General features: G+C 70.6%; 20 protein-coding genes. All 20 read left to right on the forward strand.

Annotated features, from left to right (window positions below; translation table 11 throughout):
- Window positions 1-3: 3 nt before the first annotated feature.
- Window positions 4-2289, forward strand: coding sequence for a DUF2460 domain-containing protein (locus QE452_RS16905; protein ID WP_309659139.1), 2286 nt, complete (start codon window positions 4-6; stop codon window positions 2287-2289).
- Window positions 2286-3101 (forward strand): DUF2163 domain-containing protein, encoded by an 816-nt coding sequence (locus tag QE452_RS16910; protein ID WP_309659138.1) that lies wholly within the window; start codon window positions 2286-2288, stop codon window positions 3099-3101. Before QE452_RS16905 ends, QE452_RS16910 begins: the two co-directional genes overlap by 4 nt.
- 3 nt (window positions 3102-3104) lie before the next feature.
- The gene (locus QE452_RS16915) at window positions 3105-3476 is read left to right on the forward strand and encodes a peptidoglycan endopeptidase (protein ID WP_309659137.1); all 372 of its coding nucleotides are present in this window, start codon (window positions 3105-3107) and stop codon (window positions 3474-3476) included.
- Window positions 3477-3491: 15 nt separating this feature from the next.
- A complete protein-coding gene (locus QE452_RS16920; protein ID WP_309659136.1) occupies window positions 3492-5597 on the forward strand; it encodes a phage tail protein in 2106 nt (701 codons plus the stop codon).
- Window positions 5597-6034: a DUF2793 domain-containing protein gene (locus tag QE452_RS16925; protein ID WP_309730411.1), complete on the forward strand. Its 438-nt coding sequence runs from the start codon at window positions 5597-5599 to the stop codon at window positions 6032-6034. The genes QE452_RS16920 and QE452_RS16925 overlap by 1 nt, the downstream gene beginning before the upstream one ends.
- A 468-nt stretch (window positions 6035-6502) precedes the next feature.
- Window positions 6503-7633 (forward strand): OmpA family protein, encoded by a 1131-nt coding sequence (locus QE452_RS16930; protein WP_309659134.1) that lies wholly within the window; start codon window positions 6503-6505, stop codon window positions 7631-7633.
- A 172-nt stretch (window positions 7634-7805) separates the two neighbouring features.
- Window positions 7806-8585 carry an SDR family oxidoreductase gene (locus QE452_RS16935; RefSeq protein ID WP_309659133.1) on the forward strand — a complete coding sequence of 260 codons (780 nt, stop codon included), beginning with the start codon at window positions 7806-7808 and terminating at the stop codon, window positions 8583-8585.
- Window positions 8586-8643: 58 nt separating this feature from the next.
- Entirely contained in the window at window positions 8644-9753 is a 1110-nt protein-coding gene (locus tag QE452_RS16940) for an ATP phosphoribosyltransferase regulatory subunit (RefSeq protein ID WP_309659132.1), read from the forward strand.
- Between the two features lie 50 nt (window positions 9754-9803).
- Window positions 9804-11066 carry a glutamate-5-semialdehyde dehydrogenase gene (locus QE452_RS16945; protein ID WP_309659131.1) on the forward strand — a complete coding sequence of 421 codons (1263 nt, stop codon included), beginning with the start codon at window positions 9804-9806 and terminating at the stop codon, window positions 11064-11066.
- Window positions 11063-11665 carry a nicotinate-nucleotide adenylyltransferase gene (locus QE452_RS16950; protein WP_405052780.1) on the forward strand — a complete coding sequence of 201 codons (603 nt, stop codon included), beginning with the start codon at window positions 11063-11065 and terminating at the stop codon, window positions 11663-11665. Before QE452_RS16945 ends, QE452_RS16950 begins: the two co-directional genes overlap by 4 nt.
- A gap of 8 nt (window positions 11666-11673) precedes the next feature.
- Window positions 11674-12081, forward strand: a complete 408-nt coding sequence (rsfS, locus tag QE452_RS16955) for a ribosome silencing factor (protein WP_309659130.1) — start codon at window positions 11674-11676, stop codon at window positions 12079-12081.
- A 12-nt stretch (window positions 12082-12093) separates the two neighbouring features.
- Window positions 12094-12516, forward strand: a complete 423-nt coding sequence (locus QE452_RS16960; protein ID WP_309659129.1) for a 23S rRNA (pseudouridine(1915)-N(3))-methyltransferase RlmH — start codon at window positions 12094-12096, stop codon at window positions 12514-12516.
- The gene (locus QE452_RS16965; RefSeq protein WP_309659128.1) at window positions 12506-13696 is read left to right on the forward strand and encodes a peptidoglycan DD-metalloendopeptidase family protein; all 1191 of its coding nucleotides are present in this window, start codon (window positions 12506-12508) and stop codon (window positions 13694-13696) included. The genes QE452_RS16960 and QE452_RS16965 overlap by 11 nt, the downstream gene beginning before the upstream one ends.
- A gap of 101 nt (window positions 13697-13797) precedes the next feature.
- Window positions 13798-15174, forward strand: coding sequence for a S41 family peptidase (locus QE452_RS16970; protein WP_309659127.1), 1377 nt, complete (start codon window positions 13798-13800; stop codon window positions 15172-15174).
- On the forward strand, window positions 15171-15659 hold the full coding sequence (locus QE452_RS16975) for a disulfide bond formation protein B (RefSeq protein ID WP_309659126.1): 489 nt from the start codon (window positions 15171-15173) through the stop codon (window positions 15657-15659). The genes QE452_RS16970 and QE452_RS16975 overlap by 4 nt, the downstream gene beginning before the upstream one ends.
- Window positions 15656-16189, forward strand: a complete 534-nt coding sequence (locus tag QE452_RS16980; RefSeq protein ID WP_125995777.1) for a demethoxyubiquinone hydroxylase family protein — start codon at window positions 15656-15658, stop codon at window positions 16187-16189. The genes QE452_RS16975 and QE452_RS16980 overlap by 4 nt, the downstream gene beginning before the upstream one ends.
- Before the next feature lie 11 nt (window positions 16190-16200).
- Window positions 16201-16725, forward strand: coding sequence for a hypothetical protein (locus QE452_RS16985; protein ID WP_241214964.1), 525 nt, complete (start codon window positions 16201-16203; stop codon window positions 16723-16725).
- A gap of 236 nt (window positions 16726-16961) precedes the next feature.
- On the forward strand, window positions 16962-17810 hold the full coding sequence (locus QE452_RS16990; RefSeq protein WP_309659125.1) for a lytic transglycosylase domain-containing protein: 849 nt from the start codon (window positions 16962-16964) through the stop codon (window positions 17808-17810).
- A gap of 1 nt (window position 17811) precedes the next feature.
- Window positions 17812-19881: a flagellar biosynthesis protein FlhA gene (gene flhA / locus QE452_RS16995; protein WP_309659124.1), complete on the forward strand. Its 2070-nt coding sequence runs from the start codon at window positions 17812-17814 to the stop codon at window positions 19879-19881.
- Window positions 19878-20636, forward strand: a complete 759-nt coding sequence (locus QE452_RS17000; RefSeq protein ID WP_309659123.1) for a FliA/WhiG family RNA polymerase sigma factor — start codon at window positions 19878-19880, stop codon at window positions 20634-20636. The genes flhA and QE452_RS17000 overlap by 4 nt, the downstream gene beginning before the upstream one ends.
- Window positions 20637-20686 lie beyond the last annotated feature (50 nt).

Consider the following 20686-nt stretch of genomic DNA (forward strand, 5'->3'; position numbering starts at 1 on the left):
ACCATGGGGCATTGGTTGGCAGCGGCGCGGAACGGGCAGCGCGCGGAGATGATGCAGCGGTTCGATCCGCGCTTCTGGACGGTCAATTTCCCGCGCCCGATGATGGCGGCGGTGACGACGATCGGCGAGACGGGCGATGCGTTGCGCGTCGACTGCGTCTTCTACAAGCGCGACGATCTGGCCGGGCTGATCTGGGAGGCGGAGGATCGGCACGATCACCCGCTGCTCCGCTACGAGACGGCGCGGGATTTCCGCCAGTGCCGGCTGCGGTTCCGCTGGCGCTCGGCGGGGGTGCGGGCGCTGGACGCGGTGCAGGGGCCGGTGCTGACGATCGAGGGGCGCGATGCGGGCGGCGTGGCGCGCAGCTGGTATGTGCGGCTGTGGAACTATGCGAGCGGATCGCCGCAGGACGCGGTGGTGGCGATCGACTTCGCGACCGTGGAGGGCGGGTTCCGGCTGCCGGACGAGGCGGTGCCGGTCTGGGCGGGGGATGTCGACCGGATGTTCGTGTCGCTCGTCCCGCCCGGCTATGACGGGGGGGATGCGGCGCTGGCGGAACCGGCGGAGGGCTGGGTCGAGTTGACCGACATCGCCTGCGAGGGGCCGGGCGCGGTGCTGGCGCTGGGCGGGGCGGTGGTGCCGGAACATGGCCTGCGGATGGCGAGCGGCTATGACGACAGCTATCACCTGACGCCGGCGCGGTTGCTGCGCAACGCACTGCATCTGGGGTATCGCGGGCCGATCGTCCATTATGTCGGCATGAGCCATTATTTCCGGCTCGAAGCGGCCGGCGGCGGTTTCTACGTGAGCGGCCGGGGCGGGGTGCTGAACATGGCGTGCGTGGCCTGGCATCGCGCCTTCGCGCAGGCGGCGCAGCGGCTGGGTTACGGGCTGATCTGGTCGCTGTCGTACGAATTGTTCGACGCGCATTGCTGGGGGGACTGGAAGCAGCGGGCGGCGGACGGATCGCCGGCGCTGACCGGCTGGTCGCCGCCCTCGACCCTGCTGAGCCCGGCCCATGCGGGGGCGATGGACTGGCTGGCCCAGGTGGCGGCGGCGTTCATGCGGCTGGCGGTGGCGGCGGGGATGGCGGCGCGCTTCCAGGTCGGCGAGCCCTGGTGGTGGGTGCAGCCGGACCGTCATGCACCGTGCTTGTACGATGCGGCGGCGGTGGCGGCCTTCGCGCCGGTGCCGATCGCCAGCATCCGCGAGGTGACGACCGAGGCGCAGCGCGCGACGCTGGACCGGGCGGGGGCGTGCCTGGCGCGGTCGACCATCGCGCTGGCGGATGCGGCACGGGCGGCGGCGGGGGGCCAGTGCGTCACGCATCTGCTGACCTATCTGCCGACCGTGCTCGATCCGCTGGCGCCCGAAGCGAAGCGGGCGAACATGCCGGTCGGCTGGGCCTGGCCCGCCTTCGATGTGCTGCAACTGGAGGATTATGACTGGGCGGCGACCGGCGATGCCGTGGCGACCGCGCAGGGCGTGGCGGCGGCGACCGCGCGGCTGGGCTATCCGATGGAGGCCCAGCATTATTTCGCCGGCTTCGTGCTGCGGCTGGAAGAGCGCGGGCAATGGCGGGCGATCGCCCGCGCCGCCGCGACGGCGCGGGCGCGCGGCGTGGCGGAAACCTTCGTCTGGGCGCTGCCGCAGGTGATGCGCGACGGCTTCGTTCATTTCGATCTGGAGGAGGATGCGATGCAGGCGTTCGACGATGTCGCCTTTCCGCTGGCGCTGGGCCGGGACGTGGAGGTGACGCCGCATTTCTCGACCCAGATCGTGACGGCGGCGGGCGGTGCGGAGCAGCGCAATGTCGGCTGGGCGGAGGCGCTGAGCCATTATGACGTGGGGCCTGGCCTGCGATCCGAGGCGGATATCGCGGCGCTGCTGGGGTTCTTCCGCGCGCGGCTGGGACCGGCGCGGGGGTTCCGGTTGCGTGACCCGTTCGACTGGCAGGGACGGGGCGAGGCGATCGGGACGGGGGACGGCGCGATGCGCCGGTTCGCGCTGGTGCGGCGCTATGGCGCGGCGGTGCGGCGGATCACGCGGCCCGTGGCGGACAGCGTGCGGGTGGCGGTGGCGGGGCGCGGGGCGGGATTCCAGCTCGGCGACGGTGGCTGGGTGGTGCTGGACAGCGCACCGGCCGCCGGGGCGGCGGTGACCGCCTCGTTCGACTTCGACGTGCCGGTGCGCTTCGCCGAGGATCGGCTGAGCGTCAGCCGCGCCACCTATCTGGCGGGCGTCGCGGCGTCGGTGCCGCTGGTCGAGCTGCGCGAGGTATTCCCATGACCGCTGGGATCGGCTGGCTGGACCAAGCGGTGACGACGATCGCCCTGTGCTGGCGGGTCGAGCGACGCGACGGGGTGACGATCGGGCTGACCGCGCATGACCGCGACCTGGAGATCGACGGCCTGGTCCATCGCGCCGCGCCGGGCATGGTGCCCTCGGCGATCAAGCGGTCGGTGGGGCTGGAGGCGGATACGATGGACGTGTCGGGCGCGCTGACCGGCGACGCCTTCACCCCGCGCGACCTGCTGGCGGGGCGGTGGGACGGTGCGCGCGTGATGATCTTCGCGGCCGACTGGACGGGCGCGGGCGCGCCGGTGCCGCTGGGCGAGGGGACGATCGGGGCGGTGGAGATGACCGATCATGGCTTCACCGCCGAACTGCTGGGCGCGGCGGCGGCGCTCGACCGGCCGGCGGTGGAGGCGACGGCGCCCGAATGCCGGGCGGCGCTGGGGGACCGGCGCTGCCGGGTGGCGCTTCGGCGCTATTGGGCGCGGGTTCGGGCGATCGACGAGCGGACGCTGCTGAGCGATGTCGACGAGCCGGTGGCGGATGCGTTCGGCAACGGCACGGTCCGCTGGTTCGGGGGTGCCAATAGCGGGCTGGAGACGGCGGTGGCGCGGTCCGAGGGACGGCGGCTGGTGCTGGGCGCGCCGCCGGCCTTCGACGTGGCGGCCGACACGTTGGTCGAGTTGGTCGAGGGGTGCGACAAGAGCTTTGCCACCTGTCGCGACCGGTTCGGCAATGCGGCGAACTTTCGCGGGGAGCCGCATCTGCCTGGGCTGGACCTGATCACCCGCTGGCCGGGGGGCTGAGCCGTGGAGGGCGGGGCGGTGGTGGCGCGGGCGCGCGCCGCTTTGGCCGTACCCTTCCGATTGCATGGACGGGACGGCGCGGGGCTGGATTGCGTCGGGTTGGCTGCGCATGCGCTGCGGCTGGAGGCACCAAGTGGCTATCCGCTGCGGGGTGGCGAGCCGGACCTGGTGCGGGCGCGGCTGGATGCGGTGTTGCACCGGGTCGAGGGGCCGCCCGTGGCGGGCGACCTGCTGATGATGCGGACCGGGCCGGGGCAGTTGCACCTGGGAATCTGGACGGGGGCGGGGCTGGTCCATGCTGATGCCGGGCTGCGGCGGGTGGTCGAGCGGCCCGGTGCGCCGCCCTGGCCGGTGCTGGGATGCTGGCGACGATAAGGGAAGGAGCGGGCAATGGCGACGGTGGTGCTGACGGCGGTCGGGACCGCGCTGGGCGGGCCGGTCGGCGGCGCGATCGGCGCGCTGATCGGGCAACGGATCGACCATGAACTGTTCGGGCCCAAGGGGCGCGACGGGCCGCGCCTGACCGAACTGGCGGTGCAGACCTCCTCCTATGGCAGCGCCATCCCCTGGCTGTTCGGACGGATGCGCGTGGCGGGGACGGTGATCTGGTCGACTGACCTGATCGAGACGCGCAGTCGGTCCGGCGGGGGTAAGGGGCAGGCTTCGGGCGCGCGATACAGCTATGCCGCCTCCTTCGCGGTGTTGCTGTCGGGGCGGCCGATCCAGGGGATCGGGCGGATCTGGGCGGATGGGCGGCTGGTGCGCGGGGCGGCGGGCGATCTGAAGGTCAAGGCGGGCCTGCGCGTCCATCTGGGGGGCGAGGACCAGCCGGTCGATCCGCTGATCGCCAGCGCGGAGGGCGCGACGCCCGCCTATCGCGGATGCGCCTATCTGGTGTTCGAGGATCTGCCGCTGGGCGAGTTCGGGAATCGCGTGCCGTCGCTGAGCGTGGAGGTCATCGCCGATCCGGGCGCGGTGACGATGCAGGATATTGCGGGGGCGTTCGGTGCGGCGGCGGATGGTCCGGCGGTGCAAGGCTTCGCCGCCAGCGGCAGCGTGGCGGGGGTGCTGGCGGTGCTGGCGCAGGTCGCCGGGGGGCGATGGACGCCGGAGGGCGCGATGATGAAGCTGCGGGGGGACATGCCGCCGCGCGTGCTGAACGATGCCGGGGTAATGGCGGCGGGCGGATCGATGGAGATGGTGCGGGGGCGGCAGATCGCCGCGCCGGGCCGTGCGGCCCTGGCGGTGGCGCTGCGCCATTATGATCCGGCGCGCGATTTCCAGGCCGGGGTGCAGCGAGCCGGCACGCCGGGCGCGCGGGCCGAAGCGATCGACCTGCCGGCGGCGCTGTCGGCCGGCGCGGCGAAGACGCTGGCGGGGGCCATGGTGGCGCGGGCCGGGGTGGAGCGCGTGCGGCGGACCGTGACCCTGGGCTTTGCTGGATTGTCGGTGACGCCGGGCATGACCGTGACGCTGGCGGACGAGGCGGGGCGTTGGCAGGTGCTGGACGTGCTGGTCGAGGCGATGGCGGTGCGGCTGACGCTGGCACCGTTGGCGCCGGCTCCGCAGCCGGTGGCGGCGAGCAGCGGTCGGGTCGCGGCGGCGGCGGACGAGACGGTGGGCCGGACGCTGCTGCACGTCATGGAACTGCCGCCGCTGGAGGAGGTGCTGCTCGATCGGCCGCGAGTGACAGTGGTGGCGTGCGGCACCGGGGCCGGCTGGCGGCGGGCAGCGTTGCTGTGGAGTGTCGACGATGGCGCGAGCTGGACGCCGGCGGGCGACAGTGGCGCCGCCGGGACGATCGGCACGGTGGAGCGGGCACTGGCGCGCGCGCCCTCGACCCTGATCGACCGGGCGGGGGTGATGATCGTGCGGTTGGCGCGGGCCGGCATGGTGCTGGCCGATGCGGATGACGCGGCGCTCGATCGGGGGGCGAACCTGGCCTGGGCGGGAGGAGAGCTGATCCAGTTCGGCCGGGCGGTGCCGATGGGGGGCGGGCGATGGCGACTGGAGCGCGTGTTGCGCGGGCGGCGCGGGACCGAGGCTGACGTGGCGGCGGTGGGCAATGCCTTTATCTTGGTCGAACCGGCGCGGGCGATCGCGATCGACCTGCCGATGGCGGCGCTCGGCCGGACGGTGCGGGTGATGGCGAGCGGCGTGGCGGATGCGGTGCCGGCGGAGGCGCGCGCGACGGTCGATGGCCGGTCGATTCGTCCGCCCGCCCCGGTGAGGCTCGGCTGGCGGGAGGGCGTGGTGCGATGGGTCCGGCGAAGCCGGCTGGGCTGGACCTGGGCGGATAGGGTCGACGCGCCGCTGGGCGAAGAGCGCGAGGAATGGCGCGTGACAATCATGCGGGCCGATGGCGCTCGACGCGATCTGGTGACGGCGACGAACAGCGTGGCGGTGGATCTGACAGCGGGTGACCGGGTGGAGGTGCGGCAGCGTGGCACCTGGGCCGAGTCGCTGCCCGCGATCTGGACGATGGGAGAGGCATGATGGCGACGACGACTCGACTGGGCCTGCCGCTGCTGAAGGCGGGACAGGCGCAGAAGGAAATCTGGCACAATGAGGCGCTGGCGCTGATCGACCTGGCGGTGCAGGCGACGGTGACGGCGGTCGGGCTCGACGAGCCGCCGGCGGTTCCGGTGCCCGGTGCGTGCTGGATCGTCGGTTCGAACCCGACCGGGGCTTGGCGGGGGCAGGCGCGGGCGCTGGCGGGCTGGACGGAGGGCGGCTGGCGGTTCGTGACCCCGCGCGAGGGGATGGCGGCATGGCATCAGGGCACGCGGTCGATCGTCCGTTATGCCGAGGGGCAGTGGCGCGCGGCGGCGGCGGTGGTGCCGGCCGCGGGTGGTGCGACGGTGGATGCGGAAGCGCGCGCGACGCTGGCCGGCCTCATCGCCGGATTGCGCGAGCTGGGGTTGATCGCCTGACGGCCGAACGGCCGGCATCCAGCCTTTGAGGCAGAATATTGTCAGCTTCGAAAGCTTAACACGCCTTTCACTATAAGAAAGATGCGAATGACCGATCAGGATTACGGGTGAAACGATCGGACGCGACCGTCCGAATATCTGATGGTTGCAACGCATTGAGCGCGCTGGCGACCGATGTGGCCGCCACGGCGAGGAGAGGTTTGGCAAAGCAAGGCTTTGCGCTTGAAAATGGCGCCGGACGGTGGTTGTTTGATCCGACCCGACCAACGGTCGGCCCAGGATCATCGCAAAATTGCGATTTTTTGCGGCGAAGCGACCAGGTGCAGCGGCGAAGTGCACGGCCCAAGCCGTCCTCTCAATTTGTGGCTGTTTGGCAACAGTCCCAAAAGTTTGTCCGCTTGCGTGGAAACCAACCCCCGGTTAGTGGGTTTGCGTCGTCCGTAGTGACAACTAGGAAAGGGGACTATGATGCGGAAGATTGCCGTCGTACTGGCACTCGCCTCCACCGCACTCGCCACTCCTGCCCTCGCCCGCGATAAGTCGTGGTACGTGGGTATCGAGGGCGGCGCGATGATCGTTGAAGATATCGATTACGATGTCGCCAACCTCAACAATGCGGCTTCGGTCGATCACGATTATGGTTATGACGTCGACGGCGTGGTCGGTTACGACTTCGGCGGCTTCCGTCTGGAAACCGAAGTCGGCTATCGCCGGGCCACCGTTGACGGCTATCAGTCGTCGACCACCACGCCCTTCTTCAACGGCGCTGGCGCTCGCGGCAATGCCGCTGCGGGCACCTACAACAACGCCGGCGGCTCCACCTCGGCGCTCAGCTTCATGCTGAACGGCCTGCTCGACTTCGGTGACGACGATGGCATTCAGGGCTTCGTCGGCGGCGGTGTCGGCGTGGCTCGCGTCAAGGCGAACTACGCGCTGAACAACAACGGCAACTTCCTGGACGACTCGGACACCGTGTTCGCGTGGCAGGGCCTGGCCGGTATCCGCGCACCGCTGACCGATCACCTCGACGCGACGCTGAAGTACCGCTTCTTCAACGCCGACAATGTCAAGCTGGTCGACGTGTCGAACCGTACGTTCGACGGTCGCTTCCGGTCGCACAGCATCCTGGGCGGCGTGACCTACAACTTCGGTTCGCCGACGCCGCCGCCGCCGCCGCCGCCGCCGCCGCCGCCGCCTCCCCCCCCGCCGCCGCCGCCGCCGGAGCCCGCTCCCGTGGTGCAGTGCCAGCCGGGTCCGTTCATCGTGTTCTTCGAGTGGAACAAGTCGGACATCACCCCGGAAGCAGCGTCGATCCTCGACAACGCGGTCACTCAGTATCAGTCCTGCGGCAATGCGCAGGTCATGCTGGCCGGCTACACCGACACCTCGGGTTCGCCCAAGTACAATGTCGGCCTGTCGCAGCGTCGCGCCGACTCGGTGAAGGCGTACATGGTTTCGCGGTCGATCCCCGACGGCGTGATCTCGACGGAAGCGTTCGGCGAGACCAATCTGCGCGTGCAGACCGCCGATGGCGTCCGCGAAGTGCAGAACCGTCGCGTGGAAATCACCTACGGTCCGGGCGCTGGTTCGGGTCAGTAAGCGATTTCCCCTCGCGGGAACGGAATTGGGGAGGTCGGTGCAAACCGGCCTCCCTTTTTCTTTGTCCGTGCCGGAAGCCCCGTTGCCGACCGCTTGAGACGATACCCCCTGATCGCGATGGACGTGCGCCGGTTTCCGGTTCAGTCTCCACCGAAAATCCAGGGAGAGGCGAGTGAAGGAGATCTTCATCACCGGTGGCGCATCGGGGATCGGGCGGGCGACCGCGCAATTGTTCGCGACGCGGGGCTGGCGCGTCGGATTGGCGGACGTGGATGCGGCCGGACTGGCCAAGGCGGCCGGGTTGCTGCCAGCGGGCATGGTCGAGACCTATGTCATGGATGTGCGCGATCGCGACGCCTGGGTGGCGGCGCTCGATGCATTCACCGCGACGACCGGCGGGCGACTGGATGTCCTGCACAATAATGCGGGAATCGGGACCGGCGGGCCCCTGACGGAGGCGCGGTTCGAGGAGCTTGACCGGACGGTGGCGATCAACCTGATGGGCGTGATCAACGGCGCGAAGATCGGTTATGCCTATCTGGCGCGGACACCGGGAGCGTGCCTCCTCAATACCGCGTCCGCGTCTGCCATCTACGGATCGGCGGGGCTGGCGACCTATTCGGCCACCAAGTTCGGGGTGCGGGCGCTGACCGAGGCGCTGGACGGCGAGTGGGCGGCGGCCGGCATCAAGGTACGGTCGATCGTGCCCAGCTTCATCGAGACGCCGCTGCTCGACGGCATCGCCGGGGCGAGCAACCGGACGATCCGCGAGACGGTGGTCGCGGCGGGCATGGAACTGACGCCGGTCGAGGCGGTGGCGGAGGCGGCGTGGAAGGCGGTGCATGGCGATGCCGTCCATACCTATGTCGGACGGACCGCCGAGCGGATGCGGTTCGCCGCGCGCTGGATGCCGGGCGCTTTGCGCAAGCGGATGCGACGCGCGCGGGGATGATCGCGATGGATGCGCTGCACAGTGGCGCTCAGCGTCCGGTGGCGCTATCCGCGCGGGCATGACCAAGCCCGGCCTGCTCCCCGAAGGGTTCCACGATCGCCTTCCCCCCTTTGCCGATGCCGCCGCGGCGGTGGAGGCGCGCGTGCTGGAGGCGGCGCGACGCTATGGCTATGAACGCGTCGATCCGCCGCTGGCGGAATTCGCCGAGGAACTGGCGGCGCGGCTGAAGGCGGGCGGATTGCGCGACGCGGTGCGCTTCGTCGATCCGGTCAGCCAGGCGACGATGGCGGTCCGTCCCGACCTGACGGCGCAGGTGGCGCGGATCGCGGCGACGCGCATGGGGCATCATCCCCGGCCGGTACGCCTGTCCTATGCGGGATCGGTGTTGCGGCTGCGCGGGCCGGCACTGGCTCCAGCGCGCGAACGGCGACAGGTGGGGGCCGAGCTGATCGGCCTCGATTCGGTCGCGGCGGCGCGCGAAGTGGTGGCGGTCGCCGTGGAAGGGCTGGCGGCGGCGGGAATCGCCGATGTATCGATCGACTTCACCCTGCCCGATCTGGTCGACACGCTGGCCGCCGGGCCCCTGCCGGTCGCGGCAGAGCAGATCGAGGCGTTGCGCGAGCGGCTGGATGCGAAGGACGCGGGCGGCGTCGCGGCGATTGCGCCCGCCTATCTGCCGCTGATCGAGGCGACCGGACCGTTCGAGGCCGCACTCGACCGGTTGCGGGCGTTCGACGCGGGTGGCGTGCTGGCCTCGCGGATCGCGGGGCTGGCGGCGATTGCGCAGGGGCTGGCCGGGTCCGCGACGATGACGCTGGACCCGACCGAGCGGCACGGGTTCGAATATCAGTCCTGGCTGGGCTTTTCCCTGTTCGCGAGCGGCGCGTCGCGCGAGCTGGGGCGGGGCGGCACCTATGTCGTCGTGCATCCGGATGGACGCGAGGAGGCGGCGACTGGCTTCTCCATCTATGCCGATGCACTGGTGATGCCGGGTACGGTCGAGCGGCGTCGGCTGTTCCTGCCCCATGGCACGCCCGAGGACGAGGCGGCGGCGTTGCGGGCGGATGGCTGGGTGACGGTCGCGGCGCTGGAGGTGGACGACACGCCGCAGGCGCAGCTCGCCACCCATGTCTGGGATGCGGGCCGGGTCCGACCGGTCGCGCTCTGACCGGCGATACGACGCTCGGCATTTGCGGTAAGCGGTGATAGCAGGATGGCATGACCGATCCTGACCTGTCCCCCGCTGAGATGATCGATGCCATGGCGGCCGCCGCCCGCGCCGCCGCCGCCGCGCTGGCGCGGCTGCCATCGGAGCGACGCCGGGCCGGGTTGCGCAGTGCGGCGGCGGCGATCCGGGCGGCCGGGCCGGCGATCCTGGAAGCCAATGCCCGCGACGTGGCGGCCGGCGAGGCGGCCGGGCTGAGCGCGGCGATGCTCGACCGGCTGCGGCTGGACGAGGGGCGCGTGGCGGCGATCGCGGCGGCGGTCGAGCAGGTGGCGGCGCTCGACGACCCGGTCGGGCAGGAGATCGATCGTGCGGTGCGCCCCAATGGGCTGGCGCTGTCGCGCGTGCGGGTGCCGATCGGGGTGATCGGCATCATCTACGAAAGCCGGCCCAATGTGACGGTCGATGCCGCCGCGCTGTGCGTGATGAGCGGCAATGCCACCATCCTGCGCGGGGGCAGCGAGGCGGCGGCGAGCAACCGCGCGCTTCATGCCGCCTTCGCGGAGGGGTTGGCCGCGGCGGGCCTGCCGGCCGCGGCGGTGCAGCTGGTGCCGACCACCGACCGGGCGGCGGTGGGGGCGATGCTGGCGGCGGCGGGCTTGATCGACCTGATCATCCCGCGCGGCGGCAAGAGCCTAGTCGCGCGCGTGCAGGCGGAGGCCCGCGTGCCGGTGCTGGCGCATCTGGACGGGATCAACCATGTATATGTCGATGGCGCGGCCGATCCGGCGATGGCGGAGGCGGTGGTGCGCGACGCCAAGATGCGCCGCACCGGCATCTGCGGCGCGATGGAGACGCTACTGATCGATCGCGCCTATCCGGCGGGCGCGGCGCTGGTCGCGGCGCTGGCGGCCACGGGCTGCACCTTGCGGGGCGATGCGGCGGCGCAGGCGCTGGGCGTCGCGGAGGCGGCCGAGCCGGCGGATTGGGACACCGAATATCTCGACGCCATCGCCTCGGTCGCGGTGGTGGACGGGCTGGACGGCGCGCTGGCGCATATTGCGCGGCATGGGTCGCACCACACCGATGCGATCGTCACCGAGGATGCGGGCCTCGCCGAACGCTTCCTGGCGGAGGTCGATTCGGCGATCGTGCTGTGGAACGCCTCGACCCAGTTCGCCGATGGCGGCGAGTTCGGGCTGGGGGCGGAGATCGGCATCGCCACGGGGCGGCTGCATGCGCGCGGACCGGTCGCGCTCGAAGGGCTGACGACGTATAAGTGGCTGGGACGCGGCACCGGGCAGGTACGCGGGTGATCACCACCGGGCTGCTCGGCGGCAGCTTCAACCCGGCGCATCGGGGGCATCGGGCGATCACGCTGGCGGCGATCCGTGCGCTCGACCTGGACGAGGCGTGGTGGCTGGTGTCGCCGGGCAATCCGTTGAAGCCCGCCAAGGGCATGGCACCGCTGGCGGCCCGGCTGGCCTCCGCCCGGCAACAGGCGCGCCGCGCGCCGATCCGGGCGACCGCGATCGAGGCGCGACTGGGCACCCGCTACACGGTCGATACGATCCGCGCCTTGCAGCGGCGCTATCCCAAACGACGCTTCATCTGGATCATGGGCGCGGACAATCTGGCGCAGTTTCATGCCTGGCGCGACTGGCGCGGCATCGCCCGTGCGATCTCGATTGCGGTTGTCGCGCGTCCGGGATATGATGGTCGTGCCCTCGCGGCCCCCGCGATGGCCTGGCTGCGACGTTTCCGGCGATCGCAGTCGGCCGCGAAACGATGGACGGTGTGGAGTGTGCCAGCCCTGGTGCTGTTGCGGTTCCGCCCTGATCCGACGTCCGCCACCGGCATTCGCGCCGGCGATCCCGACTGGCACCGGCGCTTCGCGCGCGGACAGTCCTCCTAGGAGCTCCCTTGGCCACTACCCCTTCCGTGCCCCGTTCCACCGATGCCCAGGAGGTGGAGGCGCTTCATCGCCTGATCCTCGAGTCGCTCGATGACGATCAGGCGGTCGAAACCGTCACCATTCCGCTTGCCGGCAAGTCGACCATCGCCGATCACATGGTGATCGCCAGCGGCCGCTCGACGCGGCAGGTGGCCTCCATGGCCAGCAAGCTGGCCGAGAAGATCAAGGCGGAGATGGGCCGCAGCCCCCGGATCGAGGGCCTGCCGACCGCCGACTGGGTGCTGATCGATGCCGGCGACGTGATCGTGCATCTGTTCCGGCCCGAGGTGCGGTCCTTCTACAATCTGGAGCGGATGTGGTCGTTCGGGGACGCCCCCGCGCCGACCGCGGGCACGGACTCCCCCTCCGCGCACTGAGGGACCGCCGCCGTGCTGCTCCATATCGTGGCGCGCGGCCGGATCGGGCGGTCGCCCGAAGCCGAACTGGTGGACCGTTACGCCAAGCGGATCGCCTGGCCGATGCGGGTGACCGAACTGCCCGATACGGGCGGTCGGGAACCCGCCACCGTCCCGCACAGCCGCCGCATCCTGCTGGATGAGAAGGGCGAGATGCTGGGTTCCATGGCCTTTGCCGAGAAGCTGGGCCGGTGGCGCGACGATGGCGTGCGCGAGGCGCGCTTCCTGATCGGCGCGGCCGACGGGTTCGACGATGCCGCCCGGCAGGAGGCGGACCTGCTGCTGTCGTTCGGCCGGGCGACCTGGCCGCATCTGATGGCGCGCGCGATGCTGGCCGAGCAACTGTTCCGCGCGACCAGCATCCTGGCCAACCATCCCTATCATCGTGAAGGCTGAGCGGCGGCGGTCGCTCGCGGTCGGCCTGTTCGCCGTCTGGCTGTTGGCGAGCGGGGCGGCGGGGCAGGCGCCGATGCCGGACCAGCGCCGTATTCTGGCCGAGGCGCGGCGCGCGGCCGCGGCGGCCAGTGCGCGGGCGGCGCAACTGACGATCGCGGCGGCGCGCGAACGCGACGCCGCCACGCGCGCGGCGATCGAGGAACAGGCATTGGCGGAGCGGGTGCGCGGGGCGGAAGCCGCACTGGCGGTGGCGGGTGCGCGCGCGGCGATCATCGAGCGGCAATTGGCGGTGCAGCGCGCCCGGCTGGCGGCGGCACAGGCGCCGGTGGCGCGCTTGCTGGCGGGCTTGCAGGCGCTCGCCAGCCGCCCGGCAATCGCGGCGGTGGCGCAGCCGGGATCGGTCGACGATCTGGTCCATCTGCGCGCTGTCCTGGGCAGCACGCTGCCGGTGGTGCGGGCGCGCACGATGGGCGTGCGGGCGGAACTGGCCCGCGTGCGCGGGCTGCGTCGCGATGCCGCCATCGCGGCCGTGGCACTGCGCGACGGACGGGCGAAGCTGCAACGCGACCGGGTGGCGCTGGCGGCGCTGGAATCGCTGCATCGGCGGCGTGCGGCGGTGCTGGGACGCGGCGCGATGAGCGAAGAGGATCGCGCGCTGGCCTTGGGCGAGCGGGCCCGCGATGCGATCGACCGGATGACCGAGGCCGACCAGGGCGAGGTGACGGCGGCGCAACTGGCGATCCTGCCCGGTCCGCTGCCGCGCCCGCTGGCAAGCGGCAGCGTGGTGCCGCCACCGCCACCACCCGTCTATCGCTTGCCGGTCGAAGGACGATTGGTGACCGGTTTTGGCGAAATGTCCGATTCCGGCGTGCGGGCGCGGGGCCTGACCTTCGTGGTGAGGCCGGGGGCGGAGGTGCGCGCGCCGGCGGGCGGCACGGTGCGCTATGCGCGTGTGTTCCGCGACTATGGCCGCATCCTGATCCTGGATCATGGCGATGGCTGGACCAGCCTGTTGACCGGCATGGCGGATGTGCTGGTCGAACCCGGAGCGACGGTGACGGCGGGGCAGCCGGTCGGTCGGGCGGGGCGGACCGGCGGCGCGGCGGGCGATCCGGCGCGGGTCACGGTGGAGCTGCGCCGCCGGGGCCGGCCGGTCGATATGACCGCGCTGACCGGCTGAACCGTTCGGCGTCGCTCATCCTGGGTTCAGCGCCGGTCTGCTTTGCTCCCGCGCGCGTTATCCGCTAGACAGGCGGGCTAGTTTCCGGGTCGGGGTTTTCCATGCGTCGTTCGCTTCTGACTGCCACCTCGATCGTGGCCGCGCTATCGGCTATCCCGCTGGCGACGGCGGCGATGGCCGCGGCGGATTCGGGCAATTATGGCGAGTTCGAGCGGTTCATCGACGTGTTCAACCGCGTGAAGGCGGACTATGTCGACAAGGTCGACGACAAGACGCTGATCAACGGCGCGATCCAGGGGATGCTGACCTCGCTCGACCCGCATAGCAGCTATGTCGATGCGCTCGATTTCCAGAACCTGAAGATCATGACCGACGGCAATTACGGCGGCCTGGGCCTGACGGTGTCGATGGAGGATGGCGCGGTCAAGGTGATCGCGCCGCAGGAGGATACGCCCGCCGCGCGCGCCGGGGTGAAGTCCGGCGACTACATCACCCATATCGACGGCAAGCTGATCTATGGCGACTCGCTGGACGAGGCGATCGGCCTGATGCGCGGCAAGCCGGGCACCAAGATCGCGTTGACGCTGGTGCGCCCCGGCACGACCAAGCCGATCGAAGTGTCGATGATGCGCGAGGTCATCACGCAGAAGCCGGTGAAGTGGGAAGTGCGTGGCGATGTCGGCTATATCAACATCAACACCTTCTCGGAGGCGACGGGCGCGGACACGCGCGCCGCGATCATGGCGATCGACAAGGCGCTGGGCCATCGCCCGCTGGGCTATGTCGTCGACCTGCGCGACAATGGCGGCGGCCTGCTGACCCAGGCGATCGCCGTGTCCGACGCGTTCCTGGACCATGGCGAGATCGTGTCGCAGCGCGGGCGTGAGAAGGCCGACATCGAACGCTATTTCGCCAAGCCCGGCGATGACGCGCATGGCCTGCCCGTGGTGGTGCTGATCAACCCCGGCACCGCCTCCGCCTCCGAGATCGTCGCCGGCGCGCTCCAGGATCATCACCGCGCGCTGGTGATGGGCGAGCGCTCGTTCGGCAAGGGATCGGTGCAGACGCTGCTGCCGCTGGGGCCGGAGACGGCGCTGCGGCTGACCACGGCGCGCTATTACACGCCGTCCGGCCGTTCGGTGCAGGAGGGCGGGATCGAGCCCGATATCCGGGTGCCGCAGCTCAGCGACCCCGACTACAAGGTCCGCCCGGTGTTCCGCGAGGCCGACCTGCGCCGCCACCTGATCAACGAGGTGAAGGCGGACAATGCGGTGCTGGAGGAGGATACCAAGGACGATCCCCGCTTCACCGCCACCGCCGACCAGCTGAAGAAGGACGGCGTGAAGGATTTCCAGCTGCAATATGCGCTGAAGACGATCGCGCGGCTGGGCGGCCCGGCGCAGGTCGCCGCCGCCACCCGCGTCACGCCGCCGGCCGGCGATGCCAAGACCTCCGTTACGAAGACCGGCACCAAGTGATCGGACATAGCGCGCATCGCTGGTATCGGGCGAATTGGCTCGCATTGCTGTTGCCCGCGGCGCTGCTGGTCGGGGCCTGGGGATCGCAGCTGATCGGCGGGCTGTACCCGTGCGAGATGTGCCATTGGCAGCGCTGGCCGCATTATGCCGCGGTGGTGCTGGCGGGGATCGGGCTGGTGCAGCCGAGCCTGCGGCGACCGATGGTGGTGCTGGCGGCGCTGGCGATTGCGCTGTCGGGCCTGATCGGCGTCGCCCATGCCGGTGTCGAATATCATTGGTGGCAGGGATTCACCGCCTGCACCTCGACCGTCAGTGCCAGCGGCGGCAGCGCCGCGGACCGGCTGGCGGCGATCATGAAGGCGCCGATGGTGCGCTGCGACCAGGCGCAATGGACCCTGTTTGGCATTTCCCTGGCCGGTTTCAACGCCATCTTCTCGTTGGGCGGTGCGATCACCATCTTGAGCCTCGTGAGGAGAGCGCGATGAGCTGGAAACCGGGTGACCGCCATGAGGCGACCGAGGCGATGATCCGGGTGGATCAGGCCGGGGAGTTCGGTGCGATCCGCATCTATGCCGGGCAGCTGGCGGTGCTGGGCGACCGGCATCCCGCCGCGCGCGCGATCCACCATATGGCGGCGCAGGAAGAGCGGCACCGCGCCTTTTTCGACCGGATGATCGTCGAGCGCGGCGTGCGCCCGACCCTGCTCCAGCCAATCTGGAAGGTGGCGGGCTTCGCGCTGGGCGCGGCGACGGCGGCGCTGGGACCGGATGCGGCCATGGCCTGCACCGCCGCGGTCGAGACCGAGATCGACAAACATTATTCGCAGCAGCTCGCCGAACTGGGCGACACGGACCCCGAACTGTCCGAGGCGATCGTCGAGTTCCAGGCCGAGGAACTGGAGCATCGCGACCATGCCCTGGCGGCGGGGGCGGAGAACACCTTCGGCTATCCGGTCCTGTCCGGGCTGATCCGATTGGGGTGCAAGGTCGCGATCGCGACCGCCAAGCGCATTTAGGAGTGGATGCGATGAGGACCATGATGCTGGCGCTGCTCGCGCCCGGACTGATGCTGGCGGGACAGGCGGTCGCGCAGACGACGCCGCCGGCCTCCGCGTCGAGCGGACCGGTCAACCGCCCGACCGAGCTGGATGCCGAACCCCGGGCGGCGCTGCCCGGTCTGGAGCGGCCGCGCAAGGTGACGACGCAGGCGGGTGTCGGTCGCGGCGCGCCGGTCAACGGCGTGCTGATCCTCTACGGCAACGAGAAATGCCCGACCAATGCGGCGGGCGACGAGATCGTCGTCTGCGAGCGGCGCAGTCCCGAGGAACAGTTCCGCATCCCCAAGGAAGTCCGGAACTTCGAGGTCACGCCGGAAAATCGCAGCTGGGCGGCGCGTGCGCAGGGCGTGCTGAGCGACGGCGTCGGCGTCAACAGCATCGGCAGCTGCTCGACCGTCGGTGCGGGCGGCGGCTCGGGCTGTTTCGCGCAGCGCGTGCGCGAGACGCGGGCGGTGAACGAAGCCAATGCGGCGGAGAACCGCCGCGTACCCTGAGGGGCGCGCCTTCCCGACAGGATTGCGGCAGGGGCCGGGCTTTCACCGGGATGGTAATAGGCCTCGCAAATAACGGTAGCACCATCGACAAGCTTCACCGGCAAGGCCGGCAAAGCGTTGCCGCCCTTGCCGCCTGACCATCGGTGACCGGCCCGCTGCCACATCCCGTACAAGGCATCGCCGACATCTGGCACGGCTCTTGCTGATCGATCCCCGAACAGGGGTATCGATTCGACGTGAGCGTCCATCCAGTCCAGTCCGGCCGTATCCAGCAGGCGATCGCCTATGCCGCCAATGCGACCGGCATCGATTTCGACTATCTGCTCGGCCAGGCCAAGGTCGAGAGCGGGCTGAATGCATCCGCCCGCGCCGGCTCCTCCTCCGCCTCGGGCCTCTACCAGTTCATCGAATCGAGCTGGCTGGCCGTGGTCAAGAAACATGGCGCGGAACATGGGCTGGGCTGGGCGGCCGATGCGATCGGCACGTCGGGCGGCCGCTACAGCGTCGCTGACGGCGCGACGCGGCAGGCGATCCTGGCGCTGCGCAACGACCCCGCCGCCGCCAGCCTGATGGCGGCCGAACATGCCTCCGACAACAAGGCGGCGCTGGAGGGCAATCTGGGTCGCGCCGCCAACGGCACCGACCTGTACATGGCGCATTTCCTGGGGCTGGGCGGCGCGAACAAGTTCCTGTCGGCGATGCAGGCCGATCCGCAGGCCAGCGGCGCCAGCCTGTTCCCCGGCGCGGCGCGCACCAATCGCAGCGTCTTCTACGACGATGGCGGCCGGCCGCGCTCGCTGTCGGCCATCTACCAGCGCTTCGCCGACAAGCTGGGCGCGGGGGGCGACAGCGTCGGCGAAACGCGCAGCGCCAACCTCGCCTTCGCCGCACAGGCGCTGGCGATGGGCGACGACACCACCGTCGTCACCGGCGCGAACGAGACCGCCGACAGCGCGCTGTCCTGGGCGCGGTCGACCCTGGGGCAGCTGAACGGCAAGGGGGCGACGGCCGGCGACAGCCTGCTCCGCCCGCGCCCCGATCATGCGCGCCTCGCCTATATGATGCTCGCCCGGATGGGAGGCTGAGATGAAGCTGCTCGCCACCGCACGCGGCAGCGCCTTGCCGCTCGCCATCCTGCTGCTCGTGCTGGTCATGGTGGTGCCGATCCCGGCGGCGCTGCTCGACATCTTCTTCGTCGCCAACATCGCGATCAGCCTGGCGGTGCTGATGGTCGCGCTCAACGCGCAGAAGCCGCTCGATTTCAGCGCCTTCCCGACCGTCCTCCTGTTCGCGACGCTGTTCCGCCTCGGCCTCAACGTCGCCTCGACCCGGATCGTGCTGGTCCACGGACATGAGGGCGAGGGCGCGGCGGGCCATGTGATCGAGGCGTTCGGCACCTTCCTGATCGGCGGCGACTATGTGGTCGGCCTGTTCGTCTTCGCGATCCTGATGATCATCAACCTGATCGTGGTGACCAAGGGCGCGGGCCGCGTGTCCGAGGTGTCGGCGCGGTTCACGCTCGACGCCCTGCCGGGCAAGCAGATGGCGATCGACGCCGACCTCAATGCCGGCCTCATCACCCCCGACGAGGCCAAGACGCGCCGCGTCGAGGTGGCGACCGAGGCGGATTTCTACGGATCGATGGACGGTTCGTCCAAGTTCGTGAAGGGCGACGCGATCGCCGCGCTGATGATCCTGGCGGCGAATGTCGTCGGCGGCCTGATCCTGGGCCCGGTCAGCCACGGCATGTCGATCGGCGATGCCGCGCATAACTACATCCTGCTGGCGATCGGCGACGCGCTGGTCGCGCAGCTGCCGTCGCTGATGCTGTCGATCGCCGCTGCCGCGATCGTCACCCGCGTCGCGTCGGACAAGGACCTGGCCGGCCAGATCGGATCGCAGTTCGGCAGCGCGCGGACCTGGACGCCGGTGGCGGCGATCCTGGCACTGCTCGGCGTGCTGCCGGGGATGCCACATCTGGTGCTGCTGCCCGCCGCCGCCATCGCCGGCTTCGCCGCGTGGAAGCTGCGTCAGATCGAGCGCCGCCCGGTCGCCGTACCGATGCCCGCCGCCGCCGCCCCCGTCGATCCGTCGCGGATCGGCTGGGACGAGGTGAGCGACGGGATGCAGGTGCATATCGACATCGGCTACGGCCTGGTGCCGCTGGTCGACGAACGGCGCGGCGCGCCGCTGATGGGCCGGATCACCGGCGTGCGGCGACAGCTGTCCAAGGAACTGGGCTTCGTCGTGCCGCAATGCCGGGTGCGCGACGACATCAACCTGTCGCCCTATCATTACCGCATCCTGGTCAATGGCGTCGTCGTCGGCGAGGACCAGGTGTCGCCGGACGAGATGCTGGCGCTGGACACCGGCCAGGCGGTCGGCCTGCTCCAGGGCAAGCCCGCCAAGGACCCGACCTTCGGCCTGGACGCCACCTGGATCGCATCGGGCGATGCCGATGCGGCGACGGGCGCGGGCTATCTGGTGGTCGATCCCGGCACGGTGATGGCGACGCACCTCAACCATGTGCTGGGCACCCATGCCGCCGACCTGCTGGGGCCGGACGAGGTGCAGGCGCTGCTCGACGGGCTGAAGGATCGCGCCGGCCAGCTCGTCGCCGCGCTCTGCCCGCAGCCGGTATCGCTGACCGCCCTGACCCAGGTGCTGAAGGGCCTGCTCGCCGAGAACATCTCGTTGCGCGAATTCCGCCGCATCGCCTCGGCGATCGCCACGGCGGCGCAGCGCAGCAACGATCCCGAGGAGCTGGTCGAGCTGATCCGCCCCGCGCTCGGACCGCTCATCATCCAGAAGCTCTGCGGCGTGCGCGAGCCGCTGCGCGTCATGACGCTGGAGGGACATTTGGAAGCCTTGCTGGGCCAGGCGATGCGCGCCGACGCATCCCGCCGCCATGTCATCGAACCCGATCTCGGCCGCCGCATCGTCGACGCGCTGACCCAGGCGGCGCAGCCGCTGATCGCCGAGGCCAAGCCCTTCGCGCTGGTCGTGCAGCCGACGATCCGCGTCGCCATCCGCAAGCTGATCCGCACCTGCCTGCCCGACACGCCGGTCCTGTCCTTCTTCGAGGTGCCCGAGGACAAGGCGGTCGAGGTCGTCGCGATCATCGGCGCGCCCCAGCCCCAGGCGCTGGCGGCATGAGCGCGGAGCCGATGCGCCAGGCCTTCGCGAATGCGCAGGCGCTGGACGGGCAGCCGCTTACCTATGCGCCCAAGCGGCGGCCGGGCGACGACCGCGACCGGCTGGTGCGCGAGCATCTGCCGCTGGTCCGCCGTATCGCTTGGCATGTGCACGGATCGATGTCGACGATCGTCGAGGTCGAGGATCTGGTGCAGGTCGGCCTGATCGCGCTGGTCGAGGCGGCGGCGACGTTCGAGGATCGCGGGCTGGTCAGCTTCCGGCAATATTGCGCGACGCGGCTGCGCGGCGCGATGATCGACGAACTCCGCCGCCAGGCGACGACGACGCGCGGCGCGATGAAGCGGCGGCGGCACTATGCGCAGGCCGTGGCGGCGCTGACCGATCCGACCGGCCGCCCCCCCGAGGAAGCGGCGGTGGCGGCACGGATCGGCGTGTCGGTCGAGCGGCTGCGCGCCGACTATGCGACCGCCGATGCGGTGCGGTTCGATTCGATCGACGAGGTCTATGCCGACGACCTGCCCTGGTTCGCCGACGATACGCCGGACGCCTTCGCGCAACTGTCGGACGGGCAGACGCGCGACCGGCTGATCGCCGCGATCACCACCTTGCCCGAACGCGAGGCGCAGGTGATCCAGCTCTATTATGTCGAGGAACTGAATCTGGAGGAGATCGGGCTGGTGCTGGGCGTCGGCGCGGCGCGAATCTGTCAGATCAAGGCATCGGCCCATGCGCGGCTGAAGAAGGCGATGCGGTAATCCTGAGCACCTGCGCAGGCAGGCGCATGGGTGCTTTGCACAGGCTCCCT

Origin of the sequence: Sphingomonas sp. SORGH_AS_0438 (genome assembly GCF_031453475.1) — a bacterium.
In the GTDB taxonomy this organism is placed as follows: Bacteria; Pseudomonadota; Alphaproteobacteria; order Sphingomonadales; family Sphingomonadaceae; genus Sphingomonas.